At 58.7% G+C, this 13927-nt stretch carries 16 protein-coding genes; 6 read left to right on the forward strand and 10 right to left on the reverse strand.

What is annotated here, in order from left to right; all coding sequences use genetic code 11:
• Nucleotides 1-11: 11 nt before the first annotated feature.
• Nucleotides 12-473 carry an NUDIX domain-containing protein gene (locus tag LQD11_RS11425; protein ID WP_238617653.1) on the reverse strand — a complete coding sequence of 154 codons (462 nt, stop codon included), beginning with the start codon at nucleotides 471-473 and terminating at the stop codon, nucleotides 12-14.
• 4 nt (nucleotides 474-477) lie between these two features.
• Nucleotides 478-870 carry an RNA-binding S4 domain-containing protein gene (locus tag LQD11_RS11430; RefSeq protein WP_238617654.1) on the reverse strand — a complete coding sequence of 131 codons (393 nt, stop codon included), beginning with the start codon at nucleotides 868-870 and terminating at the stop codon, nucleotides 478-480.
• Between the two features lie 63 nt (nucleotides 871-933).
• Between LQD11_RS11430 and LQD11_RS11435 the strand changes: the two genes are divergently transcribed.
• Complete coding sequence (locus tag LQD11_RS11435) at nucleotides 934-1605, forward strand: glutathione S-transferase family protein (protein ID WP_238617655.1); 672 nt, start codon at nucleotides 934-936, stop codon at nucleotides 1603-1605.
• Nucleotides 1606-1613: 8 nt separating this feature from the next.
• On the opposite strand, the gene LQD11_RS11440 is transcribed toward LQD11_RS11435, so the two are convergent.
• Together LQD11_RS11440 and LQD11_RS11445 are read right to left on the reverse strand one after the other, a co-directional pair.
• Entirely contained in the window at nucleotides 1614-2081 is a 468-nt protein-coding gene (locus LQD11_RS11440) for a YcgN family cysteine cluster protein (RefSeq protein ID WP_238617656.1), read from the reverse strand.
• On the reverse strand, nucleotides 2078-2758 hold the full coding sequence (locus tag LQD11_RS11445; protein WP_238617657.1) for a hypothetical protein: 681 nt from the start codon (nucleotides 2756-2758) through the stop codon (nucleotides 2078-2080). The genes LQD11_RS11440 and LQD11_RS11445 overlap by 4 nt, the downstream gene beginning before the upstream one ends.
• Before the next feature lie 158 nt (nucleotides 2759-2916).
• Between LQD11_RS11445 and LQD11_RS11450 the strand changes: the two genes are divergently transcribed.
• The 3 genes from LQD11_RS11450 (at nucleotide 2917) to LQD11_RS11460 (ending at nucleotide 5515) form a co-directional block, all read left to right on the forward strand.
• A complete protein-coding gene (locus LQD11_RS11450; protein ID WP_008930651.1) occupies nucleotides 2917-3153 on the forward strand; it encodes a hypothetical protein in 237 nt (78 codons plus the stop codon).
• Between the two features lie 18 nt (nucleotides 3154-3171).
• Nucleotides 3172-3672, forward strand: a complete 501-nt coding sequence (locus LQD11_RS11455) for a hypothetical protein (protein WP_238617658.1) — start codon at nucleotides 3172-3174, stop codon at nucleotides 3670-3672.
• A gap of 163 nt (nucleotides 3673-3835) precedes the next feature.
• Nucleotides 3836-5515 (forward strand): glutamine--tRNA ligase/YqeY domain fusion protein, encoded by a 1680-nt coding sequence (locus tag LQD11_RS11460; protein ID WP_238617659.1) that lies wholly within the window; start codon nucleotides 3836-3838, stop codon nucleotides 5513-5515.
• A 103-nt stretch (nucleotides 5516-5618) separates the two neighbouring features.
• Here LQD11_RS11460 and LQD11_RS11465 read toward each other — a convergent pair whose 3' ends face one another.
• Nucleotides 5619-6365, reverse strand: coding sequence for a TSCPD domain-containing protein (locus LQD11_RS11465; protein ID WP_200176808.1), 747 nt, complete (start codon nucleotides 6363-6365; stop codon nucleotides 5619-5621).
• 14 nt (nucleotides 6366-6379) lie between these two features.
• The gene (locus tag LQD11_RS11470) at nucleotides 6380-10015 is read right to left on the reverse strand and encodes an LAGLIDADG family homing endonuclease (RefSeq protein ID WP_238617660.1); all 3636 of its coding nucleotides are present in this window, start codon (nucleotides 10013-10015) and stop codon (nucleotides 6380-6382) included.
• Between the two features lie 209 nt (nucleotides 10016-10224).
• On the opposite strand from LQD11_RS11470, the gene LQD11_RS11475 reads away from it, so the two are divergent.
• Nucleotides 10225-10476 (forward strand): type II toxin-antitoxin system Phd/YefM family antitoxin, encoded by a 252-nt coding sequence (locus LQD11_RS11475; protein ID WP_200176806.1) that lies wholly within the window; start codon nucleotides 10225-10227, stop codon nucleotides 10474-10476.
• The gene (locus LQD11_RS11480) at nucleotides 10473-10727 is read left to right on the forward strand and encodes a Txe/YoeB family addiction module toxin (protein WP_135480032.1); all 255 of its coding nucleotides are present in this window, start codon (nucleotides 10473-10475) and stop codon (nucleotides 10725-10727) included. Before LQD11_RS11475 ends, LQD11_RS11480 begins: the two co-directional genes overlap by 4 nt.
• Before the next feature lie 96 nt (nucleotides 10728-10823).
• Here LQD11_RS11480 and LQD11_RS11485 read toward each other — a convergent pair whose 3' ends face one another.
• From LQD11_RS11485 to LQD11_RS11500, 4 genes are all read right to left on the reverse strand, one after another.
• Nucleotides 10824-11225 (reverse strand): hypothetical protein, encoded by a 402-nt coding sequence (locus LQD11_RS11485; RefSeq protein ID WP_238617661.1) that lies wholly within the window; start codon nucleotides 11223-11225, stop codon nucleotides 10824-10826.
• A gap of 285 nt (nucleotides 11226-11510) precedes the next feature.
• On the reverse strand, nucleotides 11511-12131 hold the full coding sequence (locus tag LQD11_RS11490) for a hypothetical protein (RefSeq protein ID WP_238617662.1): 621 nt from the start codon (nucleotides 12129-12131) through the stop codon (nucleotides 11511-11513).
• 100 nt (nucleotides 12132-12231) lie between these two features.
• On the reverse strand, nucleotides 12232-13047 hold the full coding sequence (locus tag LQD11_RS11495; RefSeq protein ID WP_238617663.1) for a TIR domain-containing protein: 816 nt from the start codon (nucleotides 13045-13047) through the stop codon (nucleotides 12232-12234).
• Between the two features lie 163 nt (nucleotides 13048-13210).
• On the reverse strand, nucleotides 13211-13840 hold the full coding sequence (locus LQD11_RS11500; RefSeq protein ID WP_238617664.1) for a hypothetical protein: 630 nt from the start codon (nucleotides 13838-13840) through the stop codon (nucleotides 13211-13213).
• Between the last annotated feature and the right edge of the window lie 87 nt (nucleotides 13841-13927).

Raw genomic sequence — 13927 nt, forward strand, 5'->3', positions numbered from 1 at the left:
TCAATCCCCTGTCATCCCTCTCCCCCTCCCCCACCGGGGGGAGGAGGGAGCGGCGCCACCCGGCCCGTGCGCCGGAATTCCAGATAGTCATCCAGTATCCGGCGATGATCGAAGGCCAGGGGCCGGTCCACTTGGTCCGCGGCCACAACCCAGACCGCCTTGGCATCATCCGCCGCCACCGGCATCCCCCGGGCAACCGCCGCATAGACGGCACTCACCGTATGCCCCCGTTCATCCCGGCCGGGATCCGAATAGCAGCCCAGCAGGACCTCCAGTCGCACCACCAATCCGGTTTCCTCTTGGGCCTCGCGGATCGCCGCCTGCTCCAGTGACTCCCCCACATCCATGAAGCCGCCGGGCAAGGCCCAGCCATGGGGCGGATTGAGGCGCTCGATCAGCACGATACGATCGGCCTGATCCTCCAGGCGGATGATCACATCGGCGGCGATGAGCGGCGTCACGGGTCTGGGCACGGGACTACTCCTTGCCGATAAAGCGGCGGATATGACGCCGGTCACGGCGATCCGGGCGATGTTCGGTATGGGGCACCGCCAGGCGGGCCAGACGCCGTGCTTCGGCCTCCTCGGCGCGACGGGCCCGACTCTGTTCCGACTCCCGGTACAGGGCCTGAGCCTCGACGGCGGGCCGACGCCGATCATTCAGCCCCACGACCTCCACCTCCCAGGCCTCGGCATTGCGGGTGATGCGAAGCCGGTCCCCCACCTTGACGGCCCGGGCCGGCTTGACCCGCTGCCCGTTCACATGGACGTGTCCCCCGCTCACCGCCTCGGCGGCCAAGGCGCGGGTCTTGAAGAAACGGGCGGCCCAGAGCCATTTGTCGATTCGCACAACATCCAGTGGGTCACTCATGAATCCTGCCTGCGTGGGTTGATACACTGTCCAGCTTACCAAACCAAGGAGCCGCCTCTCCTCATGCATCTGAGACTTATCAGCTTCGAACTGTGCCCCTTCGTCCAGCGCAGCGTCATCACCCTGCGCTACAAGCAGGCCCCCTACGAGATCGACTATATCGATCTGGAACACCCGCCGGAATGGTTTCTTGCCCTCTCCCCCACCGGCAAGGTCCCGGTGCTGCAAGTGGATCGACAGACGGTTCTGTTCGAATCCGCCGTCATCAACGAATTCATCGACGACATCACCCCGCCTAGCCTCAAGCCCAGCGACCCGCTGACCCTGGCCCTGAACCGTGCCTGGATCGAATTCGGCAGCCAGGCGATCATCGACCAGTACCGGCTCATGATGTCGGAAACCGAGCATGACCTGGAACACCACCTGGCCGCCGCCATCGCCGGCCTGCGCCGCCTGGAGGCCAGCCAGGGAGAAGGCCCCTGGTTCAATGGCGAGGCCTTCTCCCTGGTGGATGCCGCCTACGCCCCCCTGTTCATGCGCTATGCCCTGCTGAACCAGGCCATGCCCCTGTTCGACGGGGCCGATTTCCCCCGCATCCAGGCCTGGGCGGACCGGCTCAATGCCCTGGAGGCGGTCAAGGGATCCGTGGTGCCGGATTTTGCCGCCCGTCTCAAGGCCTATCTGCAAGCCAGGGAGGGGTACGGTCCCCGGCAATTCGCCGGGATTCCGGGCTAAGGCACGGATCAGTCCGGCCCGTCCCGGCAGGGCCAGAGGACGATCCGGGACTCCCAGTCATCCCCCATCTTCTGCTCGCAGAGGATGCGGCCGCGCACGGATACGCCCGCCCGGTGCACGCTCTCCGGGTCATGGGTAAGCAGGGGGTGCCACGAGGGCAACCCCCTGCCCTCGTGCAACCGGCGATAGGCACAGGTGGGCGGTAGCCACGCCACCTGGCTCACCTCATCCGGACTCAGCCGGACACAATCCGGCACCTGGGACAGACGATCCTCATAATGGCTGCAGCGACAGGTCAGAGGGTCCAACAGGCGGCAGGCCACGTCGGTGTAGTAGATCTCGTCGGTATCCTCGTCCTGCAGCTTGTGCAGGCAGCAGCGTCCGCAGCCGTCGCAGAGGGCTTCCCATTCATCAGTGTCCAGGTCGGCCAGCGGCCGCCCCTCCCAGAAACCGGGCCTGCACCATGCCCCGGTCATGGCTGCAACCGGTCCAGACCCTCGCCGGCCAGGATGCGGCCCTGGGCCTCGTCGAAACGGGCCGGCGCGACATAGTGCAGCACATCCCGCCCCCGGCGATTGAACATCAGCACCAGTCCCTGCTCCGGATAGAGCCAGTAGCGGCGGCCGTCATCCATGGGCAGGCGCCGCACAGGCTCACCGAAACGGGCCAGCACGGAATCCTCGTCATACCGGGCCCTGGGGACATAGGTGATTTCCACCACCGGCAGGGCCAGCGCGGCCCGGGTGTCGTTTTCCGACAGTTCGAGGCGGCGCGCGCCGCTGGGGGTGGCCTTGCCATGGACCGCCCGCTCGGCAAACCCGGCCAGGGTCTGCTCATCCGCCGCCAGCACCGCCAGGAAGTTGGCCTCGAAAGGCCCCAGTTTCACCGGCCCGAAATAGGCTTCCAGGCTCTGCCCGTCCTCCCGGCTCTGAAACAGGGCCAAGCTGGGAAACACCATGAACCGCTCCCGCAGTTCCGACAGGGGCGTCTGTTCCAGATGGATACCGAAGACACTGGAGGTCCCATCGCCATGGACTTCCACATCCCAGGGCAGATTGTCGTAATGGGTCCGGGGTGGCGAGCCGGTCAGCAGAAAGGCCAGCCCGAAAAAGGGGATGGCAACGGTCAAGGTCAGCAGGATCTTTTTGAACATGATGGGGTCACACAGGGAAACGCCGTGGGATGGACAAGATTAACATTCCCCGAGCGGCCGGGCGCGGCCGCCGGACGGCACGAAGCATCCGCCCGATGGGAAGACAATCACCCATCATTCAACTAAACTCTTAGTAAGCCTCAATCCAAGACAAGCCGATGGTCATCACAACCGCAAGCCAGAGTGCACTGTCCGGCATCCACGCCGGCATGCAGGGGCTGCGCAAGAACGCGGCGGAAATCGCCAGTGCCGGACAGATGGACGGCACGGCACGGCGAGGTCTGACGGCACCCCTGGTCGAGCAGGTTCAGCACGCCAACCAGGTGGAAGCCGCCGTCAAGGTCCTGCAGACGGAAGACCGGATGCTGGGCGCACTCATCAACGTGAAGGCCTAACGGCGAGGAGTCCAAGCCATGATGGTCACGACCCCAGTCATGAACCCGGTTCAGCCGGTGATTCCCAACCCGGTGGTCCCCGCGCCCGTGGAACGCGAAGGCGGCGGCGGCACGGTAACCGCCACCGAAATCGACCGGGCCGTGCTCAACAGCGAGGAGGTCGAACAGGGACGTCCCGACGCGGCGCGTTCACAGGAAGAAGCCATCGCCCGTCAGCAGGGCGGCAGTGAGCTGGCGGCTCAGGCCCGACTGCAGGCGGCCCGCGAAGCGGAAACCGCGCCGGCCGGCTTCGGTGTCGATCCCGCACGGCAGGCAGTGGCCGGCCCCGAACAACAGGCACCCGCTGCTGCCGACACGAACGATAGCAGCGGGCCGATGTCCGGCACCGTGCCCGGCAACGACACCGGCCCGCAGACCGTGACCCAGATGCAGGAACAGCTGGAATCACGCATCGTCCGTGACATGTTCCCCGACCCCAACCGGCCGGCGGAATCCAATCGGTTCTTCGACGTCACCTGAGGTCGGTCGAGGTCGCTCGTGTTCCTGCCCCAAGCCCCCTGATTCAGGGGGCTTTTTGTTTGATCCCGCCGACCCCCGCACCCCTCTCCCATCATGACCCATATTGGCGCCGCACCGACCTCCCCCGTATACTGAGCGGCTTATCCCAAGCACGCATCAGGCAATGACCGAACCGGACACCCAGGGCCCCACCCACTTCATCCGCAACCGCATCCGCAAGGAACTGGAAGCAGGCCAGTATCAGCAGATCATCACCCGTTTTCCGCCGGAGCCCAACGGCTACCTGCACCTGGGTCATGCCAAGTCCATCGCCTTGAACTTCAGTGTGGCCGAGGAGTTCGGCGGCTATACCAATCTGCGTTTCGACGACACCAACCCGGCCAAGGAAGAGCAACGTTACATCGATGCCATCAAGGAGGATGTGCACTGGCTGGGCTATGCCTGGAAGCATGAGCGCCATGCCTCCGACTACTTCGAACAGCTCTACGAGTGGGCCCTGCACCTGATCGACCACGGTCTGGCCTATGTGGACAGTCAGGACGCGGATACCATCCGCGCCCAGCGCGGCACCCTCACCGAACCCGGCGAGGAAAGTCCTTTCCGCAACCGCCCCAGGGAAGAGAGCCGTGATCTGTTCCAGCGCATGCGGGCTGGCGAGTTCGCGGACGGCGCCCATGTGCTGCGGGCGAAGATCGACATGGCCTCCGGCAACATCAACCTGCGGGACCCGGTCATTTACCGCATCCGCCACCTGACCCACCCGCGTACCGGCAACCAGTGGTGCATCTACCCCAGTTACGACTACGCCCACGGCCAGAGCGATGCCATCGAGCACATCACCCACTCCCTGTGCACCCTGGAATTCGAGGATCACCGCCCCCTGTATGACTGGCTGCTGGCACACCTGCCGGTACCGTCCCGCCCGGTACAGATCGAGTTTTCCCGGCTGAACCTGGACTACACCGTCCTCTCCAAGCGCCGCCTCACCCGCCTGGTGGATGAAGGCCATGTGAGCGGCTGGGACGATCCCCGCATGCCCACCCTGGCCGGGGTCCGTCGCCGGGGCTTCACCCCCGAGGCCATCCGTGCCTTCTGTGCCGAGATCGGCGTCACCAAGTCCGACTCCATCATCCCCTTCGGCGTGCTGGAAAACGCCCTGCGCAATGACCTGAACGAACGCGCCCCCCGTACCATGGCCGTCCTGCGCCCCCTCAAGCTGGTGCTGACCAACTTCCCGGAAGGCGAGACGGAGTGGCTGGAAGCGGCGGTCCATCCCCAGAAGCCGGACATGGGAACCCGCCGGATCGCCATGTCCCGGGAAATCTTCATCGAGGCCGACGACTTCATGGAAGAAGCGCCGAAGAAGTTCTTCCGTCTCAAGCCCGGCGGCGAAGTACGCTTGCGCAATGCCTTCATCATCCGCTGCGACGAAGTGATCAAGGACGCGGACGGCCAGGTGGTGGAACTGCGCTGCACCCTGGACCCGGACACCCGCTCCGGCCAGCCCGGCGCCAACCGCAAGGTCAAGGGCACCATCCACTGGGTCTCCGCCGTCCACTCGGTACAGGCCGAAGTCCGGCTTTACGACCGTCTGTTCCAGACACCCGACCCCGCCGGCGACAAGGCCGTGGACTTCATCGAACATCTGAACCCGGAATCCCTGGTGATGATCCCGGATGCCCGCCTCGAACCGGAGACGGCCCAGGCACGTCCGGGCGAGTCCTTCCAGTTCGAGCGCCTGGGGTATTTCGCCGCCGACCCGGACGGCACCCCGGAGCGTCCGGTATTCAACCGGGCCGTCACCCTGCGGGATACCTGGGCAAAGATCGAGAGTCAGGCCTGACCGCCCCCCGAGGGAGTCAATCCCGCCAGGCGCACCTAAAAAAAGCCCCCGCCGATGATCCATCGGCGGGGGCTTTTTTCATGTCACATCATTTCATTTCCCATCAGCCGCACTTGCTGTCCCCGCAGTTCAGGCAGGTGAGGCAGTTGTCCATCACCACCACCGCCTTGGTGTGGCACTTGCCGCAGAGTTGGGCACCGGGAGGAAAGCTTTCCCGGGCCTGGGGATCGTCGCTGGCCTGGTGCACACTGGCCTCGTACTGGGCGCGCTTTTCCTCCACCAGGCGGCGCTGGTGCTCGTCCAGGCCCTCGTCCTTGATCAGGCCGATCATCCGCATGTGGCTCTCGATGGCATCGCCGATCTCGGCCACCAGCGAGGGCATGTACTTGCCGCCCTTTTTGAAATAGCCACCCCGGGGATCGAACACCGAGCGCAACTCCTCCACCAAGAAGGTGACGTCGCCGCCCTTTCTGAACACCGCCGAGATGATACGGGTCAGGGCCACGATCCACTGGAAGTGATCCATGTTCTTGGAGTTGATGAAGATCTCGAAGGGGCGCCGCAGTTCGTGCTCGGTACCCGGGTTCAGGATCACATCGTTGATGGTCACGTACAGGGCATGCTCGGAGAGCGGAGTCTTCAGCTTGTAGGTGGACCCCAGCAACATCTCCGGCCGTTCCAGCTTCTCGTGCATGTGCACCACCTTGGGGGCCTTGTCGGCCGTGTCCGCGGCCGGCGCCGCCACGGGCGCCGGTTCCTGGGGCATTGCCGGCGGCTGGCTCTCACCATCGGGGTGAGGCTCGCGACTGATGCCGAAATCCACGATCTTACTGCTGATCTTGATGGTCATGATGATGCCCCTGTTCAGAATTTACCGTAATACCCTTCCTTCAGGGCATCGTAAAGATTGGCGGCGTTGTGGGTCTCGCCGTCGTATTCGATTTCTTCGTTGCCCTTGGCCAGCACCACGCTGCCGTCTTCCAGCACGAAGCGATAGGTGGTGTTCTCCAGATCCTTTTCCTTCACCAGCACGCCCTGGAAGGCCTCCGGGTTGAAGCGGAAGGTGGTGCAGCCCTTGAGCCCCTGCTCATAGGCGTACATGTAGATGTCCTTGAAGTCGTCGAACAGATGGGCCGTGGGCACGTTGATGGTCTTGGAAATGGACGAGTCGATCCACCGCTGTGCCGCCGCCTGCACATCCACATGGGCCTTGGGATCGATCTCGTCGGCGGTGATGAAATACTCGGGCAGTTGGGCCTTGGGGTCTTCCGCATAGGGCATGGCCTCGGGATTGACCAGGTGCCGGTAAGCCAGCAGCTCGAAGGAGTACACATCCACCTTTTCCTTGGTCTTCTTGCCGGAGCGGATCACGTTGCGGGCATAGTGATGGGCGAACGAGGGCTCGATCCCGTTGCTGGCATTGTTGGCCAGAGACAGGGAGATGGTCCCCGTGGGCGCGATGGAAGTGTGGTGGGTAAAGCGGCAACCCTGGGCCGCCAGGGACTTCACCAGCTCAGGGTCCACCTGGGCCACCTGCTGCATGTAACGGCTGTAGCGGGCATGCAGCACCTTGCCCTTGATCCTGTCGCCCACCTTGATGCCGTCCTGCTCCATTTCCGGGCGCAGGCGCAGCATGGTGGGGGTCACCTCGAATTCTTCTTCCATGATGGGCGCCGGCCCCTTCTCCCGAGCCAGGGACAGACCGGTGCGCCAGCCCGACAGGGCCATCTCCCGGGTGACGTCCTCGGTGAAGCGCAGGGATCTTTCCTCGCCGTACTTCATGCCCATCATGGTGATGGCGGAACCCAGCCCCAGATAGCCCATGCCGTGGCGGCGCTTGCGGATGATCTCCTCCCGCTGCTGGGGCAGTGGCAGGCCGTTGATCTCCACCACGTTGTCCAGCATGCGGGTAAAGACGGCGACGGTCTCCCGGAACTGTTCCCAGTCGAACCGGGCCTTGGCGGTGAAGGGCTCGCGCACGAACTTGGTGAGGTTGATGGAGCCGAGCAGACAGTTATGAACAACCACGCCGTTCACCACCAGCGTATGGGTGGAATATTCCTCGATGTCATACACCGTTTGCTCACCCATGGCGGTGATGGCCTCAATTCGGGCGACATGGTCTTCCTTGGGTGCCCGCCACCGCTCCTTGCCAGCCAGCAGGGATTCCAGCTTTTCCTGCTTGGTGGTGTTGAAAAGGAATCCGATATACCGATAAAAACGATAAGCATCCTGATGCTGCAGGCAAAGTGTGTAGAAGGCGTTGCCTCTGGAAACGGACGCCATGATGGTCCCGTGAATCCCGAAATTCAGCAACAGAAGCTGGATGTCCTGCAACCACTCCCGAGAGGCAGAAGTCAGACGGATATTGAGCTTTTCAGTGTCGATGCTGCCATCGGCGCAGAACACGGCCGTCAAAAATGATGCCTGCTTGGCAGAGTCCGCACGCCAGATCCGCTCCGGCACCCGCACTTGGCGGGAGCGATAATCCTCCAGGCCCAGATTAGATTTCAGGTTCTCGATAGCGGAAGCACGATAGCAAGCCAGAGAGTACACATTGCGTGCCTGCCCCGTATACGCCTGACGCAGCGTACCTGAAGTCCCTGTCATGGCAGCAAACTGCGGCGCAATTGTCTCCATGGCCACATCGTCCTGATCGCTGAACAACACGCCTGCCGAATGGGTAAGCCATCCATCGGCCAGTAACCAGCCGTAGGTTGCATACTCCAGATCCAGGGCATAACGATCCATGGTCGGCATCTGCAGGGCCAGATCGGGTAGCAGCACCCGGTACGTCTCCTTGCGGTGACGACTGATGCGCACAGGCTCATGGGTCAGGCGCTTGATGGCCTCGGCAAGCGCCTCACAAACGACCCGCTCACCATATGCCGCCGGCTTGTCCTTGTAGCGGCCGGCGGTCAACTGAGCGGCATGGACATAACCTTCCACCGCCCGCAAGGGGGCCAGAGACAGATCCAGACGATCAATCTCTTCCATCAGTGGGTGGTAGCGGGATAGCTGAAGCCCCTTGGGACTTTCCTGATAATTCACCTTGAGCTGATCCAGCAAGGTGCGTAACAAAGCCCGCCGGGACTGACGGGTCACCATCAACTGATCGCCGGTGTAAGTCTGCAGGAGGTATTTCAGGGCGCCCAGGTAAAAGGGGTCCGCCAAGGAGAGATGGGACAGTTCCCGGGCCTGCACGTGGACAAGACTGCCCACATCAAGTTGGTCCACCCGACGCCAGCCATCGGGTGTGTATACCTGATGATCCGCGGTCAGTTCGATACGCTGACCATTGTCGAAGCGAACCTCGAACACCTCGCGGGTTCCGTTTTCAACCAAGGTACAGGGCCTCAGGTCCGTCTTCTGCCCGGAAAACACATCATCCACGGCCACTTTCAACGCCTCGCCTTGCTGCACCAAGGCAAAGGCATCCTCGGTGCGAATGAGGCCGAAATTGGTATTCAAACGCATATCGCCAGTCCAGCATGCCCCATAAGGAGGTAACGGCTGCTCGCCGCATGGGTTCGTCGCCCGGATCTGCTCGCACCACCAGTTGTTGTTCATCTCATTGACCTTGTCGATGAGCACGAAGCCCGGCTCGGCATAGTCATAGGTGGAGGTCATGACCACGTTCCACAGCTTGCGGGCCGGCAGGCGTCGGTAGATGCGGCAGGCCACCAGGCCGTCATTATTGGTGATGTAGTCGGCGGGATCGGGCCAGTCGCGCCACAGCACCTGCGCCGGATCATCCAGGTCGATGCCGTCCTGCTCCGCCTCCTGCAGGGTCATGGGGAAGGCCAGGGGCCATTCGGCGTCATCCTTCACCGCCTGCATGAAATCGGCGGTGATGAGCAGGGAGAGGTTGAACTGGCGCAGGCTTCCGTCCGCTCGCTTGGCGCGGATGAAGTCCACCACGTCCGGGTGACCGATATCGAAGGTGCCCATCTGCGCGCCACGCCGCCCCCCGGCGGAGGAAACGGTGAAGCACATCTTGTCGTAGATATCCATGAACGACAAAGGCCCGGAGGTATAGGCACCGGCACCAGAGACATAAGCCCCACGGGGACGCAGGGTGGAAAAGTCATAGCCGATGCCGCTGCCCGCCTTCAGGGTCAGGCCCGCCTCGTGGAGCTTCTGCAGGATGTCGTCCATGGAATCATGGATGGTGCCCGACACGGTGCAGTTGATGGTGGAAGTGGCGGGCTTGTGCTCCCAGGCGCCGGCATTGGCAATGATGCGGCCGGCCGGGATCGCCCCCTGGCGCAGGGCCCAGAGGAACTTGCCGTACCATTTCTCCCGCAGCTCGGGGGTGGCCTCCACATCGGCCAGGGCCCGGGCGATGCGCTTCCAGGTATCGTCCAGGGCCTGATCCAGAACCTCTTCGGTGCGGGTCTTGAGACGGTACTTCTTGTCCCAGATGTCCAGGGAGGCCGGCTGCATCGGCACTTCCCGTGAAGATGGATTCGCAAGGGCTTGTTCGGCCTGGGATTTCATCGGGGGATTCCTTTTTGAGATACAACTTGTTGTGCCCTGCAGAATGCATTAGCACAACATAGGGGAATTTCGTGGGGAAAGACTAGCCCCTGGGCGGGAGAAATTCAAGCTGGAAAGTCGGAGGGGAATGGGCTACGGCGCAGCCGATTGTTAAACCCTTAATCGTACATTATCCTGTACATGATAAACATCTTGTACAGGAGCGCCCCATGGATGCCATCAGCTACACAGCCGCTAGAACCAACCTGGCAAAAACCATGGAACGGGTCTGCGAAGACCATTCTCCGGTGATCATCACCCGGAGCAAGTCGCAGTCCGTGGTCATGATCTCTCTTGAAGATTATGAAGCGTTGCAAGAGACTGCATATCTCCTGCGCGCACCAAAGAACGCCCGTCGTTTGCTGGAATCCGTCGCCGAACTGGAGCAAGGTGGCGGCCAGGAAAAGGGGCTTCTTGAATGAAACTTATCTTCTCCGAAAACGCCTGGGAAGATTATCTGTACTGGCAGAAAACCGACAAAAAGCTCCTGAACCGAATCAACAAACTGATCAAGGAGACAAAACGAGAACCGTTCGAGGGCGTCGGCAAACCAGAGCCCCTCAAACACAGTTTCGCTGGTTACTGGTCCCGCCGAATTAACGACGAGCACCGCATGGTCTACAAGGTTACGGATGACGCATTGCTCCTTGCCCAGCTCCGGTACCACTACTGATTTAACGTTGAGGTTCACCGGAGGCAAAAAGCATAGTGAGGAACGAGCGGCGCTGCTTTTTCTGTCCGTGTGAAATTGCCTTGTTATGCGATTTATTCATCTCGTCGCTTTCCAGACTTTAAAGGGAATCCATACAATAACGCGCAGCAATATATATATTAGCGTGATAGGAAAAAATATAATGGCTAGCACTATCAATATCTTTTCCAGTGGTTTCGCTTCACTTGCTACTTCACCATCTTCTGCATTCCATTCCTCTTCTTCATAGAACAGCCTTCCGCCAAACATATCTTTTACATTTACCAGCGCAGAAAAGACTGAATCCGGAATTTTTCCTTCGCATCGAATCTCATAAGATGATTCATCGAAAAAAACCATAAATTCGCACTCAACAGACTTTTCTATAATGCTCTTATGTGCGAGATTTGCTTCCTTTTGAAACATCGTACATGCCTCTTCATAGTGTTCAGGCACTCTAATTGATACTACTTGGCTCATATACCTACTTTACGCATAACGCCGCCAGCACGCGCGACTTTGTAGTGAAGGCGAAGCCGAACCTTACCGTGACCCGGACAGCGCGCCAATCGGCAACGCTTGGCGTGATGAGGCAGAAGTCAGCAGACGGCATAGTAGCCAAACGCTCACCGTAATGGGTGAGACACGGTGAAGGTCACCACGGTTGCATGGTCCTTTGAACTCCGGAGGAAACGCCCCGTGCGGACTCGCATGCGGGGTGTTGTGGAGGCCGGGAGAGAAAAACCCCCGGTTATCTGATTAAAACTACCACAGCACCAGCCCCCGCGCTCCTGACGAAAAGTTCTTTGAAAACTCCCAGAAACGATCAAAGCTTCCTTCAAATTGCCAGTTTATGCCGTCGGCTCCCGGGAATCCCTGCTGTAGCAAGGAGTAGAACTCGATCGCGTCAACGTCTACTGGCATTGAATGAAATACGACCTTTCCTGGGGAAACATAAACGTTGTGGCATCCATTCTTGCGTGGAGTTCCGTCACGCTTCGTTGGAGAAGCGACAGAGGATAGGGTAGCCACATCCACTAGCCACGTCTGGGAAAGTAGATTTGGGTTCTTTTTTAGCTCCGCCGTGTTGCCCACCAAAGGGAAGGCATAAAACACGGAGCGAACTTGACCCTTAACCTGAGTGCGCAAGGCGACAAGTTGATCATGGGGTGCAAGAAATACCCGCTTCTTTGACCTCAGGACACGGTTGGACGCCTTGAACTGAAAGATAAGCAAGCGACCACCAAGCTTCGTACAGGCATCAAAGCCAGCTCTTGCCTCCTGCTTCTGAGTTAGCCCAAACCAAAACAGCTGTTGGTTTGACCCCACATGTTTCGAGGCTTGAGCGCAAATATTAAGTTCTAGGGTCTTTTCTGAAAGCTTCATGCCACCTGAACTTCCCCGTGAGTTCTAACGCCGCGCACACCAGCGCGAGCTTGCGAGCGTCCGACAGCCGAAGGCTGTGTAGTGCTGCGCTTGGTTATGCCTAAATCTGCACATCGTAGCCTGCCGCCTTGAGTTCACGAATGATACTGTAAGCTTGCTCATCTATAGAGCCCCCAACTTTTTTGTAAACAAGCCCGCTTAAATCACTGGGTATTGCGACCTCACCTTTGTGCAGACAGCATACCCGTGAACGTCCAAGTCTCCCGACAAAATACCCAAACTCGAATATCACGTTTGGTCTTGCTCGTTTTTCTAAGTCCCTCTCCTGCTCTGGAAGGCCTAACTGAGTAATAGTGTAGGCAACTTCGTCGGGCGTAAGTAAGATAAACGCATAACCTACATCTGCATGCTTTTCGAATTTTTCAATTATCGTTGCGCCTTCATCTACTTGACGATGCAACACCACTGGCTCCAAGCCAATTTCATGCAGAAACCTTTCGATGTCCGCTTTCAACTCCGAGTCGTGCCCATGGACGACAAAGACTCTATTGGATAATGATGCTGAACGATGTGTTGTAATCGGCCCAGCTAGCTCCCCGTATACATCAGACTCTAGTGCAGTTCGAGTAAGCTCAAGCGCTTTTAGTAGATTTGATTTAGCACTTTCGAATTGTTCTGGCCCATTTCCCTGGGTATAAGCCGACGCTCCCTTTGCCACAAGTGCTCGTGCGGGAGATGAATCTTTGCAAATCCGGTCGACGGTATTGCGTGATCTCGTCTTCCACGCGAGCCAATCTGGCGTGTCTGTTCCTCCGTACTGACCAGGGTAGCTGGCATCAGGCTGGCAGAAGTTGGACCAATTAAACTTCTGGCCCTCCTCTATGAGGTTGTCGATAAGTTTTATTTCACTATCCATATTCACTATATTTCTTCTTGGCTAGTAAAAGGCATAACGCTGTTGTAACTGGACCAAATTGCGGGGCAGTTTTGTGTTCGCTGCGCTCATAACACAAAACCGCTCCGCAATTTGGTTCCGGCTTACAACTTTGTTATGCACCTAATGAACACCTCGACATAAACTATTGCCCCCATAATATAGGCGGCTGCCCTGCTGGCCTATTCGCGATATTACAATAATCTATAGCTTCTAATAAGCTTGGGGGGAAGTTCATATGGGACGTATTTGCATCAAATACCCATTTAAAATATTCCATTACAAAAGTTCGCAACACCCTAACGCTGAAATACCATTGCTCATCAACAGTAACTCCGGGCAAGTCCTCGTGAAAAAAATAGCTGTACCAATTTGACTCCATACCCGAATGAACTTCGTCTACAATTCGCTTCTTCGCAGCCTTCTCATCAAGCCTAAAGTGTTTGCTTCCATTGACAATATCACGTACAACTCCCAATACAATTTTCATTTGCATTGGGAGTTTATTCCAGTCTCTTTTTGTCCTGGACTGGCATTTTGGGTCATCACTTTTCTTCCAATCGTGGTAGAGATGCCAAGCAGTTACAAAGAAATTGAAGGCGTCATAAATTTCAAATCCCTGCTCCAGTCTGTTTGATTCAAAAATCAACTTCCGATAAAGATCGTTACTGTCTCTCAACCAAAAAATCGGACCTTCATTCGGAGTTGACAATTTAACCATAGCCGATTTTATCTCTCTAACCTTGGCGGGAGGCTCAAAATTTTGAGCTTGCATAACAGTATATTATGCCCGCGTCGTCAGTATTGGTATTAACCCGGCAATCAAATAAATTAATTGACTTCGTTTTTAATCTTCAAAAAA

The organism is Ectothiorhodospira shaposhnikovii, from assembly GCF_022227765.1.
GTDB lineage: Bacteria > Pseudomonadota > Gammaproteobacteria > Ectothiorhodospirales > Ectothiorhodospiraceae > Ectothiorhodospira.